Raw genomic sequence first — 15,064 nt, 5'->3', positions numbered from 1 at the left:
GGGGGTGTTATTTGGGGTGGTATGAGCAGAGGAGCCCGGTCTGCACGGTGGCGCGCAGTTCGGCGCCGATGCCCGCGTCGGCGTCGGTGACGCGCTGCACGACGCGCCGGATGGCCTTCCCGACGGCGATACGGGCCCGTTCCTCGCTGCCGACGAAGCGCCGCGTCCGGCCGCCGAGGCCCGAAGCGGACGCGAGTTCGGCGATCAGCCAGTCGCGTTCGGCGCCGACGGCGGCGGCGCGCTCGAACTGGTTCGCCGACTCGAGTTCCTCGATCTCGGCCTCCAGCTCCGAGAGCCGCCGCTTGTAGCTGCGCTTGGCCTCGTCGTCCAGGACCGGCTGGGCGCGCGCGGCGTCGCCCGAGGAAGCCGCCGGCCCCATTGCCAGGGTGATCGCCGGTATCTCCTGCCCGGGGTTGCCGATCAGGGTGGCCAGGTGCCGCATGCCCACGCTGTCCCCCACCAGCGCGGTGCGGGAGCCCAGCGCGACGCGCCATTGCCTGCCCTGGCGTTCGCACACGAGTACCGGGGCCCGGTCGCCGGAGCGGCCCGCGCCCGCCGGTCGGCGGGACGCCTCGGCGGGGACCGGCATGCCCAGCTGCGCCGCCTCCTGCGCCGCCAGGTCCAGCGACGCCCGCGCGGCCTCGCTCCGCGGTCCGTCCCGGAGAGTGAGCGCCTCGCCCAGGCGCGTCCGGGACAGGACCACGGCCGGCCAGTGCCACAGCGCCAGGTTGCCGTCGACCGCCTTGACCAGATGCCCCACGGCGGTGTCCGCGTCACCGGCGGTCAGCGAGGCCACTCCCAGGGAGTGGTGCACCGAGCCCAGGCACGCTCCGCCGAGGCCCAGGATCGTCGGTAGTCCCGCGAACGGGCTCAGCAGTTCGTACGCTTGGGACGCGGCCTCGGCGTCTCCGAGGAGATGCGCGACCTCGACGACCCCGTACATCGCGAACAGCCAGGTGTTGGAGCGCGGTGCTCCATCCCGCACCCGGCCGCGCAGCCGGGCCAGCGTCCCCGCCGCCAGCCGCCGGTCGCCGGAGTGGGCGGCGGCGATCGCGAGGCCCGCGTAGCAGGCGTTGTCCAGGGGGCTGAGCACCGGGGAGTCCACCAGGTCCGTCAGCGCCGGGAGGCACTCGGCGATGCGGCCCTGGTACCACCGGATCGTGCCGATCTGCGCCGCGTACCAGCCCGTCGCGGAGGCGTCGCCCGTCGCCTCCCCGCGCTCGGCGCAGGCGCCGGCCAGCGCCTCGGCCTCCTCGAACCGGCCCCGTCTGATGTTGAGCATCACTTCGAGCGAGTCGAGGACGACCCCGGCGGCGAGATGGGACCGCCGGGCGAGCAGATCGCGCAGTTCCCGCATGCTGCGCTCGGCATGCGGGTCGGCGCTGCCGAACAGGTCGACGACATGCCAGAGCAGCCCCATCAGCAGGTCGGCGCGGCGGCCGGTCCTGGACGCCTCGCCGATCAGCTCCCTGGCGAGTTCGAGCCGCAGCGGCGCGTGCTCGGAGCCGAGGACGCAGTGGTGGGCGAGGCTCAGCGCCTCGGCCAGCGGTACCGGGTGGCCGGCCCGCCTGGCCTCCGCCACCAGGGCCATGATCGAGGCGTGCCGGCCGGTCGCGTAGTCCTTCTCGGCCGCCAGCCTGACTCGCAGCCGCAGGGCCAGGGAGGACCGCGGGTCGATCAGCGACAGGGCGGTGCGCTGCCGGGCGCGCACCATCCCCGCGACGGCCGCCATGCGGTGCTCGTGCACCCACAGCCCGCCGAGGCCCAACGCCGCCCGCGCCATCCCCTGCCCGTCGCCCCGGCGCTCCGCCTCGCGGTAGGCCGCGTCGAACCGGATCCGGCTCGTCCGCAGGTCCCCCTCGTCGAGCAGGGCGCGCTCCCCGGCCGCCAGCGATAACTCGATGGCGTCGTCACCCCGCGTGGCCGGAGCCACGCCCAGTTCCCGTGAAGTCGTCACAGGCCCGTGCACCCCCAGGTCGTCGTCGGCCGTCACGGCCGTGAGCAGCGCGGTAGCCGGCCCTCGGTCGTGCGGGGGTTCTCTGACCGATGCCGAGCGCGTGCATCCTCTACACGCGGAGCATGCCTCGCCGGTTCAGTGCATGAGCCTTCAACCACTGGCCGCAGGTGGCCGCCTCAGCTGTCCGACGGACGTTGCGCTTGCCGAGAACTGCATCCGTGCAGGTGAGCGGGCACGCGGGTGGAGCTCAACCGCACACCGGTCATGCAGGGCTTGGTGGGTCAGGGTGCGCCTGGTCCGCAGCCGGGATCGCGGCGGCGGAGTCGCTCGGTGACGTCGGGGATCTGCAGGGCGGCGAGTTGGTCGAAGTTCAGGAGGCGGCTCTTGAGTCGGGCGGGACGGACCCCGGCTGTATCAGCCCATCAGCTGGACTGAACGGCCGACTAACGGACGCGGCGGTGCTACGACGTGGTCGGCTCGAGGTCTCCCGTCCGGGCCCGCAGGTGCGGACGGTCGCGTTCCGCCCAGCGGACGACCGGGGGCACGGCCAGGCCGGTCAGGGCGAACAGGCCGCCGACGAGCCACCATCCCGGCACTCCCCATTCGACGCACAGGGTGATGAGCAGGGCGGGGCCGAGCGTGATCCCCAGGCCGAGGCCCATGCCGAACAGGCCCTGGTACTGGCCGACGGCGTGCCGCGGGGCCAGCGCGAAGGACAGTTCGAAGCCGGCCGCGGCCTGCCAGATCTCGCCGACCGTGTGGATGATCACCGCGATCGGCAGCAGCAGCATGGCGATCCACATAGGGGCGCCCGCCATGAGCGACAGCAGCGCGGCGGCGACCAGGAAGGCGAAGCCCGCGCGGCGCAGCGCGCGGCCGCCGAGGGCGGGGGCGGTGATACCGCGGCTCGCCCGGACTTGGAAGAGGACGACGATGACGGTGTTGATCAGCATCACCACCGTCACCGACCACTTCGGCGCCAGGATCCGGTTCACCAGCCACAGCGGCACGGCCGCGGTCAGCACCCGGTACTGGATCGCCATCACGCCGTCCAGCACGGTCAGGACGAGATAGGGGCGGTCCCGCAGCGCCGCCCATCGCCGCCCGGCGTCTCGCGGCACCGGCGTCAGGTACGGCAGGAACAGCACGACCAGCGCCGACGCCGCGTACGACACGGCGCTGCCCGCGAGCAGCAGCACGTACGCGTGCCGGGTGTCGACGGCGACGCCCCAGCCCGCCAGCAGCGCGCCCACCGAGATCCCGACGTTGGTGACCGAGCGCAGGTACCCGCGGAACTCGGCGGGCCGCTCCCCGCCGTACTCCTGCACCAGCGGGCCGCGCGCAGCCTGGCCCGCCGACTGCGCGGCGGCGCCGAGGCTCGCGAACAGCAGGAACGTCCAGAAGCCGCGCGCCAGGCACAGGCCCGCCATGGACACCGCGCCCAACCCCAGCGTCAGCGCGTACACCGAGCGGGCGCCCTTCCGGTCGGCCAGGTGACCGAACGGGATCCCGGCCGCCAGCGACACCGCCCCCGCGAGGGTCAGCCCCATCCCCACCTGGGCCGCGGGCAGGTGCACCGCCCGGGTGAAGTACAGCACCCCGGCGGTGAGGTAGACGCCGTAGCCGACCGTGCTCACCAGCGTGGCGAACGCGAGGAGGCGGGCGGGACGGCCGCCCTTCGGGAGTACTCCCGCGGCCCATCGGCGCGCGCCGACACCGGGGATCATCAGGCCGCCGACTCCCCGGGCCCGGCCCCGCCGGCCGCGGTCACGAACCGGACCGACAGCGCGAGTTCCTCGGCGATCTCGCGCGCCCGCGCGGAGGTCTCCGCACCGGTGACGATGACCGCGGCCCGGTCGCGGGAACTGCGCACCGGGGGGATCTCCGCCCCGTGGCCGATCAGGAGTTCCGCGTGCAGCACCGCCGGATGGGCGCGGACCTCATCCCATCCCTCGACCGCCACGAGGGTGCCCGGCGGCGGAGTCAGGAAACGCATCGCCGCTCCGCGGGTGGGCCGGGACGGGCCGGGTGCGCGCGGCAGGCCGAGCATGTCGTCGATGACCAGCCCGAAGACCTCGAGACCGGGGATGGCGTACTCGAGCATCAGGTAGAGCCAGTCGCCGCCGAGGCGGCCGTGCACCTCGCCGAGCACGACGCCGCCCGGCGTCAGCCAGAACTCGACGTGGAAGGCCCCGACGCGCAGACCCAGGGTGAGAAGCGCGGCGGACACCACCTCCTCGATCTCCGCACACCGGGGCTCGGGCAGGTCCGCGGGCACGGCGTGCGCGGTCTCGACGAAGAGCGGCGGCGAGGTCTTCTCCTTCGTGGTCACGGCCAGGAAATGCGGCCGGCCGTCCAGGAAGACCCCCTCGATGCTGAACTCCGTCCCGGTCACGAACTCCTCGATCAGGAACGTGCCCGCGTCCGGCAGCAGCGCCAGCGCCCCGGGCAGGTCGGCGGCCGAGGAGACCAGGCTCACCCCGATGCTGCCCATGGCGTCGCGCGGCTTGACGATCCACGGACCCGGGGCGTCCCGCATGAAGTCCTCCGCGTCGGCCGCGTTCGCGCACAGCCGCACGGCGGGCTGGGCGAACCCCGCCGCGGCCAGCGCCGTCCGGCAGGCGTCCTTGGTGCGGATCCGGCGGATCACCTCGGGCGGGTTGCCCGGCACGCCGATGGCCGCCGCCGTCTCGGCCGCCGCGACCTGGGCCATCTCCAGCAGCGCGAACACCGCCGCGATGCGCTCACCGGCCGCGACGCGCCGCCGCGCCCACTCCGCGTTCTCCCGCGGATCGGTGTAGCCCACGACCGAGGCCTCCTCTGCCGCGGCGACGATCGAGGGCGTGGCCGCCAGGACGGGCGCGGTGGTGGTGACGATCGTGCGGATCCCGCGCGCGGCGGTCTGCGCGAGCACCGCCTCGGCCATGTTCACGCTGAAGGGGAGGGCGCGGGCGCCGGCGACGAACAGCAGGGTCGGCTTCATCACGCCGCCCCCGCCCCGGCCGGCTCGCGCCGCCCCAGGCTGTTGACCAGCCCGCAGAACCCCTCGATCTCCCCGGCCGTCATGTTCGAGCGCAGCATCACGCGCAGGCCCGCCCGGCCCCGGCCGATGACCGGGAAGAAGATCGGTGAGACGAAGTAGCCGGCGCGCATCAGGTCCTGCGCCAGCTCGACGGTCCCCGCCTCGGAGCCGACCCGCACGAACCGGATCGGCAGCCCGTCGCCGCGCTCGGCGGTGTCGACCAGGCCGTCGAAAAGGTCGATGTTGGCCCGCAGCCGGTCCTGCAACCCGGTCAGCTCGGCGCTCCGGTGCAGCTCGGCCGAGGCGAGCACGGCGCCGAGTCCCGCGGTGTTGATCCGCTGCGACCACATCAGCGGGGCGGCGCTGCGCAGCGCGATGTCGACCCACTCCCGTGCGCCGCGGCGGCCGAGGAGGACCGCGCCGCCGGACGCGCCGAACCCCTTGTTCAGCGAGGTGATGATCAGGGTGCGGTCGTTGAACCCGCCCATCGTCTCCAGCACCACGCCGCGCCCGTTCCGCCCGACGGTGGAGGTGCTGTGCGCCTCGTCGAAGAACAGGAACAGGCCGTACCGCTCCTGCAGGCGCAGCAGCTCGGCGATCGGGGCCGCGCCGCCGGTGCTGTACACGCCGTCGGCCACGTACGCGACCTGCCGGTGCCGCCGGCACAGGTCCTCCAGCGCCTCGACGTCGTTGTGCCGGATCGTGACGATCTCCGCCTCGTCGGCCACGCTCGGCTTCATCGCGTTCATGCAGAAGTGGGCGTTCTTGTCGAACACCATCAGCGGCGGGACGCCGTCGGTGAGCAGGCCCGAGGCCACCAACGGCAGGCTCGTCCAGGCCGCGAGGGCACAGGAGTTGACCGTGATCGCCTCGACGTCGAACAGGTCCGACAGCGCGGCCTCGGCGTCCTGCAGCACGCCGAAATGGAGCCTCAGGCGCGAGGCCGATGAGTTGAGGGCCCCCTGGGCGAGCACGGCGTCGGCCGCGGCCCGGACGAGCCCCGGGTGGGTGTCGAGGCCGAGATAGGAGTAGGACGACATGTTGACGAACTCGTGGCCGTCGGCGAGCACGCGGTGCCTGCCGTCGCCGATCCCGTCCACCGTGACGCCGAACAGCCCCGCCTTCTCTGTGACGTCCCAGAACTCGGTACTGATGCGCACGGACTTCTTGAGGTTGAGGAACTGATGCATGGTGCTCTTGGTCTCCTTCGGTGGTGCGGAAGCGGCCGCGCCGGGCGTGCGGGGAGCCCGGCGCGCCTGCGGGCCGGGTGCGGTCACGCCGACCTGGCCAGGGGCCGCAGCGGGGGTTCGGTCACCGCCGGCTGCGGAGTCGTGTGGCGCTTACCGGAACTGCGGTAGAGGGAGTCGTGGATGCCGTCGGCGAACTGCAGCGCGCCCAGGTCGCGGCGGGCCTTGGCGACCGGCGAGTCGGCCCGGTATCCCGAGGCCCCGAGCAGCTGCGCGAGCTCGGCGGCGGCCTGGCAGGCGGTATCGACGCCGTGCGCCTTCATCTCCCAGCCCCACTGCTCGGCCCGGTCGGCCTCGGCGTGCGACAGCTGCGCGGCGACGGCGGTGCCCAGCAGCGCGGTCGTCAGCTGGGCGTGCGTCCGGCCGAGTGTCACCAGTGCGGAGTCGCGCAGTCGGGGCAGGTCCCCGCTGCTCTTCCGGTACCTGAGATGGGTGCTGGCCGCGTCGAACACGGCCGCCGCCGCGCCGAGCGCCGTGGCGGTCACCAGCGGCCGGTAGGCGGTGAAGTGCCTGCGCAGCAGGGACATTCCGTGGCCGCGCAGGACGTCGCGGTCGGGGTGGACGGGCACGGCGTCCAGGTCCAGGACCCCCCACGTCCACCCGGCCAGGCCCGCCGGCGACACGGGCTCGCGGTACAGGCCCGGGTCGGCGGCGTCGATCGCCGCCGCGGCCAGGCCGCCCTCCGGGGCCTGGAAGAACACCACGAACACCGAAGCCTCGTCGAGCCGGCTGATCCACGTCTTGCGGCCGCTGACCAGCCACGTCCCGTCCGGGCCGGGCGTGGCGCGGGTCCGCGCGGCGGCCGGCCGGGAACCGCCGTGCGGCTCGGTGATGGCGACGCCCACGAGCGCGCCGGCCGCCAGGCGCGGTCCCCAGCGCTCGCGGAGCGCGGGGCGTCCGTGCCGGGCGATCAGCCTGCCGTACCCGAGCGTCACCGCGTCCCGCAGGTCGACGTCCCGGTAGCCGCAGACGAACTGCGCGAGGACCCCGAACAGAGGCGAGGTCATGGAGTCCAGGAAACCGCGTTCCACCATCGCCAGCCGGACGGCCATGAGCCGGCGCGAGCGCTCGGGTCCGTCCGGCAGGTCGACAGGGTGGACGGCGAGCACCTCGTCCAGTTCGGTCTCCAGGGCCGCCAGCCGGTCCCAGTCGACCTGGTCCGTGGGATCCAGGACCGGGCGCACCGGCTGAAGCCAGGTTTCGGTCGCCTCACCGGTCATGGCCGGCCCTCCTGCGAGATCTCCCCGATCCAGGCCGGGTCATCGACGGCCATCACCGCCGACCTGCACCGTCTCCGTGAACTCCGCATGGATCTCATCGCGCCCTCCTTGGAGCGATGTCCGGCGGTCGCCGGGCGGCCACCGCTCATACCAAAGGCGTTCCACCCCGTTCCATCCCGTTCCATCCAGGAGCGCGACGCTGACGTGCGGCGAGCGACGACCAACCTGGGCAACGAGGTCCTGTGCTTGCCGGAAACTACGTCTGTGCAGGTGAGAGACGTAGTCCCTGGCAGGCAGTGGCGCCGGGCCTGGAGGACGCCGGCTGCCGGGCGCGGTTCCTGATCCGCGACCGCGACGGCAGGTTCCCCGACTTGTTCGACGCCGTCTTGGCCGATGCGGGTATCCGGGTGGTGCTGACCGGGGTGCGGTTGCCGAGGACGAACGCGGTGATGGAGCGGTGGGTGCAGACCTGCCGCCGCGAGCACGCTGTTCGACCGGGATGGATCGGCGATCCCATCGAGGGCAAGAGCGCCGGGCAGTTCGCCTCGGCGGACTGCAAGGCCGAGTACGATCCGCTGCCAGCCCAGGGACGGCGAAGGAGCAGGCTGCCCTTCAGGTCGGCGTGACCGCCGAAAGGCGCAGGTCGCCAAGCTGAACCAGGCCCCGTGGAGGCAAGGCGGCGACGTTGAGCAAGTCTACGACCGGCTGATCGCTACCTCCCGGCGGCACCTGGCCGCCTCCTGGTGTGGGCGAGCTGAACACCGCCGACAGAACCGAGACCGCGCCACATCGCCGCCCGCCCCACCGGCTGGACGGGCGGCGAACCCGTCGCCGCGCGTGCTGCCGGGTGCCGTCCTCCACCTGGCCACTGGGCCGGCGCGACGGCGCGGCCGGGTCAGGCGAGGCTCAGGAAGAGCTTCTCCAGTTGGGCACGGTCAAGTCGGGCCTGTTCGGGACACGTGCCCTCCTGGACGCACTTCTCCAGCCCGGTCGCGATGATCTTGAATCCGGCACGGTCCAGCGCCCGTGAGACCGCCGCGAGCTGGGCGATCACTTCTTTGCAGTCCCGTTCGTTCTCGATCATCTGGATGACGCCGCCGAGCTGCCCCTGCGCGCGCCGCAGGCGCACGAGGACGTCGGCCAGCGAGTCCGCCTCGAATTTCACATCGCCCTCCACATGCCCGCCAGGGTTGATCCTCGACGTCTTCGAGACCCATATCCACGACCTCCACCCGCCGCCATACCCGCGCCACCGTCGGCCGCGAGGGCATCGACGGCTACGCCCGCGACGCCACCTACAGTTACGACGACGCAGGCAACATCTGGTAAATCAGGCCCTGTGGGCGGACCACATGAACGAGCTCTTTCCCGACGGGCTGCGATGGATTGATGCGCCCAGCGGAGAATCGGTTCCCGCACTCGACTCCTACGTTGCCGGTTGCGTCACCACCTACTTGTCCGGCCAGGGCAGGCTGGATTCCCGACGGCGGCAGATCCTCAACGACTGCGCGGCAGAACTCGCCGCTGTTCTCCCCTTGGTGCCTGAAAGCGCCGCGCCGTACGTCGCCCGGCTGATCCAGATCGCCGAGTTGGCCATAGACCAGACCTGAGCCCGCATCACGCTCCGGTTCTCGTTTCTCCTGCTGTCCAGGGGAGACTGCGTCGATGTCGAATCCCCGGAATCTTCGTCCAGCCGCGGAGATCCGCGACTACCTCGTTGACCAGCTCAACCTGGCGCTGCGCAGACCCGGCATGTACGGCGGCGAGACGGCCATCCGCATGGTCCTTGACCATCTCGAGTACGCAGTGCGCAGGGACGGGGCTGGGCTTCCTCGATGGCTCGAAGAGCATGGGGCCTGGACGTCCCGGGGTGTGACCGGCGCTTTCGCACTCGTGATCCCCGGCCACTACGAATCAGGCGTCGCATCGGTCTACGCCGAGTACGCCCGAGCACAGGGCTGGCTCAAGATCGACCGGACACTCACGGCAGCGGAGTACTCCTCCCTCGCCATCGAACACCGCCGGTGGACGGCGCACGATCGAAGTCTGTCCGATGTCCTCGAGACCTTCGGCCCGCCCTCGATCCACCTCGGCGGAACCAACCCGCTCTACGGCAAAACCCTGAGCTACACGAGTGGGTCGCCTACGGACCCGATGATCTCCTTCCACCTCTGGAACGGCACCGAACCCGACGCCGAATCCAGCTGGCCACCGCTCTACCGGGAACCCGTCCTGCTCGCCGTCCGCTCCAGCGGCCAGGCCTTCGAAACGAGTCTCGCCTTCACCCCCGAGGGCATACGCCGCCGCCCTTCCTAACCGCCCGAGCACGGGGCCGGACAGCCAAGGGCCTCCGAGAGCGTTCGCCCAGCACCCTGGACACCTGCGCTGACCTGGGTGAGTGTCAATGCGTGCATTTCATGACGGCAGCGGGCTCGTACCCGGATCCGAGGACGGGCCCGAGTCCCTCTGCCAACGGCTCCGCGCCGTGATGACGGCGACGTGCCCGGCCGTGACCATGACCGCCAAGACCATCACGATCCACGATGCCCCGGCGCTCGGCACGGTGAGGTGTCAGTGAATCCGTTCCGTCGACAGACCGATCGCGGCCGGGTACGGCGCCGCGCCGGAGGAGTGGTACTCCGGCGCGGCGCTTTCCCAGGGGGAGGGGTCAGGGATTGACGGGGGTGCAGGTGCGGTCGCCGATGAAGGCGTTGTCGACGGCCCACCAGCCGGAGCGCTGGCCCTCGTAGTGCAGCCGGTACGTCACGTTCGTCTTGCCGGCGGCCTGCGGGATCGGGACGACCTGGGTGGCCGGGCCCGCGGCGCCTGGGAAGCCCTTGGCCGTCCAGACCGTCTGCCAGGTCCGTCCGCCGTCGGTGCTGAGGCCGACCGAGGTGGTCTGGTTGACGGCGGCTTGCAGGTCTTGGGCGAACTCGATGGTGGCGTTCGCGCGTCCGGTCAGGTTGAAGGACGGGCTGGTCAGGTAGGTGTCCTGGATGTGTCCCTTGCCGGAGTTGAGGGAGTCGACGATGGCGAAGCCGCCGTCGCCGCCGGTGTGGTTGCCGCGCAGGCCCGCGTCGGTGGACTCCCAGCCCGGTTTGTACGACAGACCGGGGATCCCGGGGTCGACGTTGGTCACCGTCCAGCCCTTCGGCCGCCTCGTCCCGTCGAACGGCTGGGTGGGGCCGTCACGGGTCACCTGGTAGCCGCCGGCGGTACAGGCGAGGCCGACGACGAGCTTGACGTCCAGGGTCTGGCCGGCCTCGCCGAGGGTGAGCTGCCGGGTGGCCGGGTCGTAGCCGGTTTCGGTGGACGTGTAGGTGAGGGTGTAGCTGGACGAGGGCAGCAGCGGAAGCGTGTACGCCCCGGTCGCCGGGTCGGTCGTGGTGGTCCAGGCGTGGCCGTTGCCGTCGCCGGCGGTGACCTTCGCGGCGAGGGCCTTGCCCAGTCCGGAGCCGTCGGTGACGGTGCCGGTCAGGTTCACCCGCTCGGTCGGGGCCAGGGCGATGTCGAGGGTGAGGTCGGTGTCCTTGGCGACAGTGACGGCCTGGGCCTTCGGCTGGTAGCCGAACGCCTTCGCCGTCACCTGGTAGTCGCCCGCGAGCAGGGTGGCGGAGTACCTCCCGTCGGCGCCGACGGTGAGGGTGCGGTTCAGCGGGCCGGTGATGCCGACCTCCGCGCCGGGGACGACCTGGCCGGTGGCGGCGTCGGTGACGGTTCCGGTCAGCCCGCTGGTGCCCTTCTCGCCCGCCGTCACGAGGGCGAGCGCGTCCAGGCGGCCTTCGCCGTAGACGGGGTTGTCCGCCGCCGTGCCGCCGCACTGGGCGTCGGCGGTGTCGATGGCGGTCAGGTCCAGCAGGGCGCGGGTGCCGGCGATGTCGCGGGCGTACTCCGGGCGGACCGACCACAGCAGCGCGATCGCGCCCGCCACGTGCGGGGTCGCCATCGACGTGCCGCTGAGCAGTGCGTACCCGCTGCCGGGCGCCGACGAGCGGATGTTCACGCCGGGCGCGGAGATGTTCGGCTTGATCTCACCGTCCTGTCCGGGACCCCGGCTGGAGAAACCCGCGATCCTGTTGTCGCTGCCGTACGCGCCGACGGAGTAGTTGATGGTGCGGCTGCCCGGCGCCCCGGAGGTCTCGCAGTTCGGGCCGTCGTTGCCGTTGGCCCACACGCCCATGATCCCCGAGGCCGCCCAGGCGAGCTGGACGTCCTCCATCAGCGGGTCGTTGCTGGGCTGCGAACCCCAGGAGTTGTTCACGATGTCCGGCCGTTTCGACACGTCGGGGTTGCTCCCCGACGCGTCGGTGGGGGCGAGCATCCACTGGCTGGCCGCCAGCAGGTCCACGTCCGAGCAGTTGTCGGTCGCGCACCCCTTGGCGGCGATCCACTTGGCTCCCGGGGCCACGCCGATCTGGTTGCCCTGGCCGTCGTCGCCCGTCATGGTGCCCATCGTGTGGGTGCCGTGCCCGGCGCCGTCGCACGGGCCCGGATCCGCGCAGGTCCCGGTCGGATCGAACCAGTTGTAGCCGTGGGAGAACGTGCCGTCGCCGTTGTTGCCTCGGTACTGCCGGACAAGGGCCGGGTGGTCGTACTGCACGCCGGTGTCGACGCTGGCGACCACGATGCCCTGGCCGCGCTGCCCGTTCTGCTCCCACACCTGGTCGGCCTTGATGTTGGACAGGCCCCACTCCACACCCTGCGCGGCGATGCCGGACGGCCGGGTGGCCACCGGCTTGGGCATCGCGTACGTCCGGGGGGCGCGGATCTCCTCGACCTCGGCCATCCGCGTGATCGAGCGGACGACCGCCTCGGGCGCGTTCCGTACGTAGATCGCGTTGGTGGCCCAGAACGTCTCGTACTTCAGGCCCTTGGCGTCCAGCAGGGCCGTGACCGCTCCTTGTGAGCCTCGCGCGGTCGACTTGAGGTCGTCGACCACCTGCTGGCCCCGGGCCCGCCGGTCCTTGATCTTCTTCAGCGGTGCGACGTCGCGGTGCGCGGCCAGGCGGACCCAGACGTCGGAGCGGCCGGTCTTCGCATACCTCTCCAGGACCGCACGAGCGATCTTCGGCTTCTGCGTCGGCTTCGGGGCCGGTTTCGTGGTGGTGACGGTCGCCGCCGGGGCCGGCGCGGCCGGGGCCGGGGCGGCGGGCGCCAGCGCCAGGAGGCACGCGGAGGCCGCGACCGCACCGGTGACCATACGTGTGATCCGCATCGTCACTTACCCCCGCAGGACAGATGGGCGATCAGCCGCCGGTTGTGCACGAGATCATGGCCGGGGAGCTGAGAGGGAACGGTGGAGGCGGTGGTGCCGACGGCCCACACGTCGTTCGGGCCGGTGCCGTCCACGCCGTTGAACTGGAACTCGTAGCCGTCCGGCGCGCTGCCCTGCGGCTTGACCTCCTGCCAGGACGTGCCGTCGCCGTGCATCAGGCGGACCATTCCGGTACCCCAGTACGCCACCGTGGCCCACAGATCGCCGGGGCCCGCGACGTACAGGCGTTCGATCTGCCCGCCGTGCACGCCCTTGGGCGGTGCGGGCCGGGACTTCCACGCCTGCCCGTCCCAGTGCAGGAGCAGCGGCGTGTAGCTGTCGGTGTCGGAGAGCTTTCCGGCGAGCCCGGCGATCCACACGTCGTCCGGCCCGGTGGTGGTGACGGTCTGCAGGACGACGTCCGGCCCGTTGGGGGCCGGTACGGTGACCTCCTTCCAGGCGGTGCCGTCGTAATGCAGGACCAGCGGCCCGACGGTCCCGGTGCCGGGATCCCTCTGCTGCCCGACCGCCCAGACGTCGGTGGCCGAGAGCGCGCGGACGGACGCGAGCGTCGCGTACGGCCGGTCGGCGGCAGGGTTGTCGACGGCCGTCCACTGCGTGCCGTCCCAGCGGGCGGTCAGGGCTCCGGCCGTCTGGACGTCTCCCACCGACCATGCCTGGTCGGCGGCGAGCGAGGCGACGTCGACCACGTTCCCGGAGCCCTGGTCCGGCTTCGCGGAGACCGGCCCCGGGGCCAGCGCCCACCGGGCGCCGTCCCAGCGGGCCATCAGGTTCGCGCCGTCCGGAGCGAAGCCGCTCCGCATCTTGACGACGGCCCAGCCGCTGCCGCCACCGGGAGCATAGGAGCCGTTTCGCACCTCGAAGGTGGTCGTGGTTCTCGGGGGCATCGGTACCTGCGGGCCGCTCTCGCTCAACGCCGTGCCGTCCCAGCGCAGCATCTGGCTTCCGGCGAAGGGACGCTGCTGGGTGAAGCGGACGTCGTCGCCGGAGACGACATCGACGTCGGTCGCCACGGCGTCGGTCCCGGGGGCCTGCTGCACGGTCCAGGAGGGGGTGCAGGCGGGCCCAGCGCTCGCGGGCGCGCCGACGCCGGCAGTGATGAGGGGGCTGAGCAGGGCGGCGACCAGGGCCGATCGCCGTGCCCGTCTGGCGGAGGGTTCGTTCAGCATCGAGTCTCCTAGAACGCGCCGGTGCCGTTGGGGGTGCCCATGCCGCTGGGCCCGTCGTAGTGGGGGGCGGCGGTGCAGACATTGCTGCCCGCGCAGGTGCCGTTGGCGCCCGTGGTGATGTCGAACAGGTACGTCGACTTCGCGGCGTAGAGGCGCTTTCCCGCCGGGGCCGTGGAGGTGTTCCCGGCCAGGCCGTACACGCCCGCGATGAACGCCGCCGCCACCGGCGTGCCGGAGGCCGAGGCCCAGCCTCCCGTCAGGTTGCTGTAGATCTGCACCGGGGTCTGCTGGGCGGCGACGGAGGAGACGTCGGCCAGCGTGCGCCGGCGTCCGCAGTCGCCCTTGCCCTGCCAGCGGGGACGGGGCTCGTACAGCGAGCAGCCGGATCCGGTGTCACGCCATGCCGTCTCCTGCCAGCCCCGCGCCGTGGCCGGGTCCCGCCACAGCTCGGTGCCGCCCACCGCGATCACGCTCGGGTACGCCGCCGGCACCACGGCGCGCCCGCCGGTGTTGAAACCCGAACCGGACGCCGCGGTGATCGGCATTCCCGGATGGTCGAAGTGCGCCGCGTACGCCGACTGGCCGTCGAACTCGTCGTACCCCCACATGACGGCGACCGCGTCGGCGCCCTGGGCGGCCGCCTGGTCGACGGCCGCGCCCATGCTGGCGATCGACTCGTCGTCGGCCTCGATGAGGAGCAGTTTGCAGTTCGGGCAGGCCGCCGAGGCCATCTCCAGACCGACGACGCCGTTCAGCGCCCAGTTCTGTATCGGTGGGGGCAGGGTGTCGCCGCCGCGCTGGTTGATCTTCTTGAAGCAGGCGAACTCGGCGTCGCAGGCGTGCATGCCGCTGCCCGCCCGGTACTGCCGTAGGTCGGACTCGGCGCCGGTGTTGTCGTAGGGCACCACGATCGCGATGGTCTGCCCGCCGAGCCGATCGGACGGCAGGCGGTAGGCCTCCTGCAGGTCGGCGGCGGTGAACGGCCCGGAGTTCCCGGCGGCCGGGCTCACCGGGCCCCCGGTGGTCGCCTGGACGTGGAGCCGGGTGGCCACCTCGGCGGTGGTCGCCGAGGCCGCGGGGGCGAGTGCGGTGAGCAGCGCCGTCAGGGCGGCGGCGGGTGCGATGAACCGGTGCGCTCGTCTTCTTCCTCGTGTGCCCATGCTGTCCTCCCCGG

The 15,064-nt window shown here is 72.4% G+C and carries 12 protein-coding genes; 3 read left to right on the top strand and 9 right to left on the bottom strand.

Annotated features, from left to right (window positions below; all coding sequences use genetic code 11):
- Positions 1–7: 7 nt before the first annotated feature.
- The 5 genes from ACA511_RS14525 to ACA511_RS14505 all read right to left on the bottom strand — a co-directional run bounded on the left by ACA511_RS14525 (position 8) and on the right by ACA511_RS14505 (position 7,446).
- Positions 8–1,957, bottom strand: a complete 1,950-nt coding sequence (locus ACA511_RS14525; protein WP_375024813.1) for a hypothetical protein — start codon at positions 1,955–1,957, stop codon at positions 8–10.
- 461 nt (positions 1,958–2,418) lie between these two features.
- On the bottom strand, positions 2,419–3,684 hold the full coding sequence (locus ACA511_RS14520) for an MFS transporter (RefSeq protein ID WP_375024812.1): 1,266 nt from the start codon (positions 3,682–3,684) through the stop codon (positions 2,419–2,421).
- Positions 3,684–4,940: an ATP-grasp domain-containing protein gene (locus ACA511_RS14515; protein WP_375024811.1), complete on the bottom strand. Its 1,257-nt coding sequence runs from the start codon at positions 4,938–4,940 to the stop codon at positions 3,684–3,686. Before ACA511_RS14515 ends, ACA511_RS14520 begins: the two co-directional genes overlap by 1 nt.
- Entirely contained in the window at positions 4,940–6,169 is a 1,230-nt protein-coding gene (locus ACA511_RS14510; protein ID WP_375024810.1) for an aminotransferase class I/II-fold pyridoxal phosphate-dependent enzyme, read from the bottom strand. Before ACA511_RS14510 ends, ACA511_RS14515 begins: the two co-directional genes overlap by 1 nt.
- A gap of 83 nt (positions 6,170–6,252) precedes the next feature.
- Positions 6,253–7,446 carry an acyl-CoA dehydrogenase family protein gene (locus ACA511_RS14505; RefSeq protein WP_375024809.1) on the bottom strand — a complete coding sequence of 398 codons (1,194 nt, stop codon included), beginning with the start codon at positions 7,444–7,446 and terminating at the stop codon, positions 6,253–6,255.
- A 296-nt stretch (positions 7,447–7,742) separates the two neighbouring features.
- Here ACA511_RS14505 and ACA511_RS14500 point away from each other — a divergent pair, with 296 nt between their 5' ends.
- Positions 7,743–8,072 carry a hypothetical protein gene (locus ACA511_RS14500; protein WP_375024808.1) on the top strand — a complete coding sequence of 110 codons (330 nt, stop codon included), beginning with the start codon at positions 7,743–7,745 and terminating at the stop codon, positions 8,070–8,072.
- Positions 8,073–8,341: 269 nt separating this feature from the next.
- Here the strand turns inward: ACA511_RS14500 and ACA511_RS14495 are convergent, their stop codons facing one another.
- Entirely contained in the window at positions 8,342–8,611 is a 270-nt protein-coding gene (locus ACA511_RS14495; RefSeq protein ID WP_375024807.1) for a metal-sensitive transcriptional regulator, read from the bottom strand.
- Positions 8,612–8,798: 187 nt separating this feature from the next.
- Between ACA511_RS14495 and ACA511_RS14490 the strand changes: the two genes are divergently transcribed.
- Together ACA511_RS14490 and ACA511_RS14485 are read left to right on the top strand one after the other, a co-directional pair.
- Positions 8,799–9,056 (top strand): hypothetical protein, encoded by a 258-nt coding sequence (locus ACA511_RS14490; RefSeq protein WP_375024806.1) that lies wholly within the window; start codon positions 8,799–8,801, stop codon positions 9,054–9,056.
- A 55-nt stretch (positions 9,057–9,111) separates the two neighbouring features.
- Entirely contained in the window at positions 9,112–9,762 is a 651-nt protein-coding gene (locus ACA511_RS14485; RefSeq protein ID WP_375024805.1) for a hypothetical protein, read from the top strand.
- A gap of 352 nt (positions 9,763–10,114) precedes the next feature.
- On the opposite strand, the gene ACA511_RS14480 is transcribed toward ACA511_RS14485, so the two are convergent.
- The 3 genes from ACA511_RS14480 to ACA511_RS14470 are packed head-to-tail and all read right to left on the bottom strand — an operon-like array spanning position 10,115 to position 15,050.
- Positions 10,115–12,661 carry a S8 family serine peptidase gene (locus ACA511_RS14480; RefSeq protein ID WP_375024804.1) on the bottom strand — a complete coding sequence of 849 codons (2,547 nt, stop codon included), beginning with the start codon at positions 12,659–12,661 and terminating at the stop codon, positions 10,115–10,117.
- A gap of 2 nt (positions 12,662–12,663) precedes the next feature.
- Positions 12,664–13,890 (bottom strand): hypothetical protein, encoded by a 1,227-nt coding sequence (locus ACA511_RS14475; RefSeq protein ID WP_375024803.1) that lies wholly within the window; start codon positions 13,888–13,890, stop codon positions 12,664–12,666.
- Positions 13,891–13,898: 8 nt separating this feature from the next.
- Positions 13,899–15,050 (bottom strand): hypothetical protein, encoded by a 1,152-nt coding sequence (locus ACA511_RS14470; protein WP_375024802.1) that lies wholly within the window; start codon positions 15,048–15,050, stop codon positions 13,899–13,901.
- Between the last annotated feature and the right edge of the window lie 14 nt (positions 15,051–15,064).

Source organism: Actinomadura sp. GTD37, from assembly GCF_041951365.1.
In the GTDB taxonomy this organism is placed as follows: Bacteria; Actinomycetota; Actinomycetes; order Streptosporangiales; family Streptosporangiaceae; genus Spirillospora.
The sequence above is the reverse complement of the archived record's forward strand: the minus strand, read 5'-3'. Positions and strand labels throughout refer to the sequence as shown.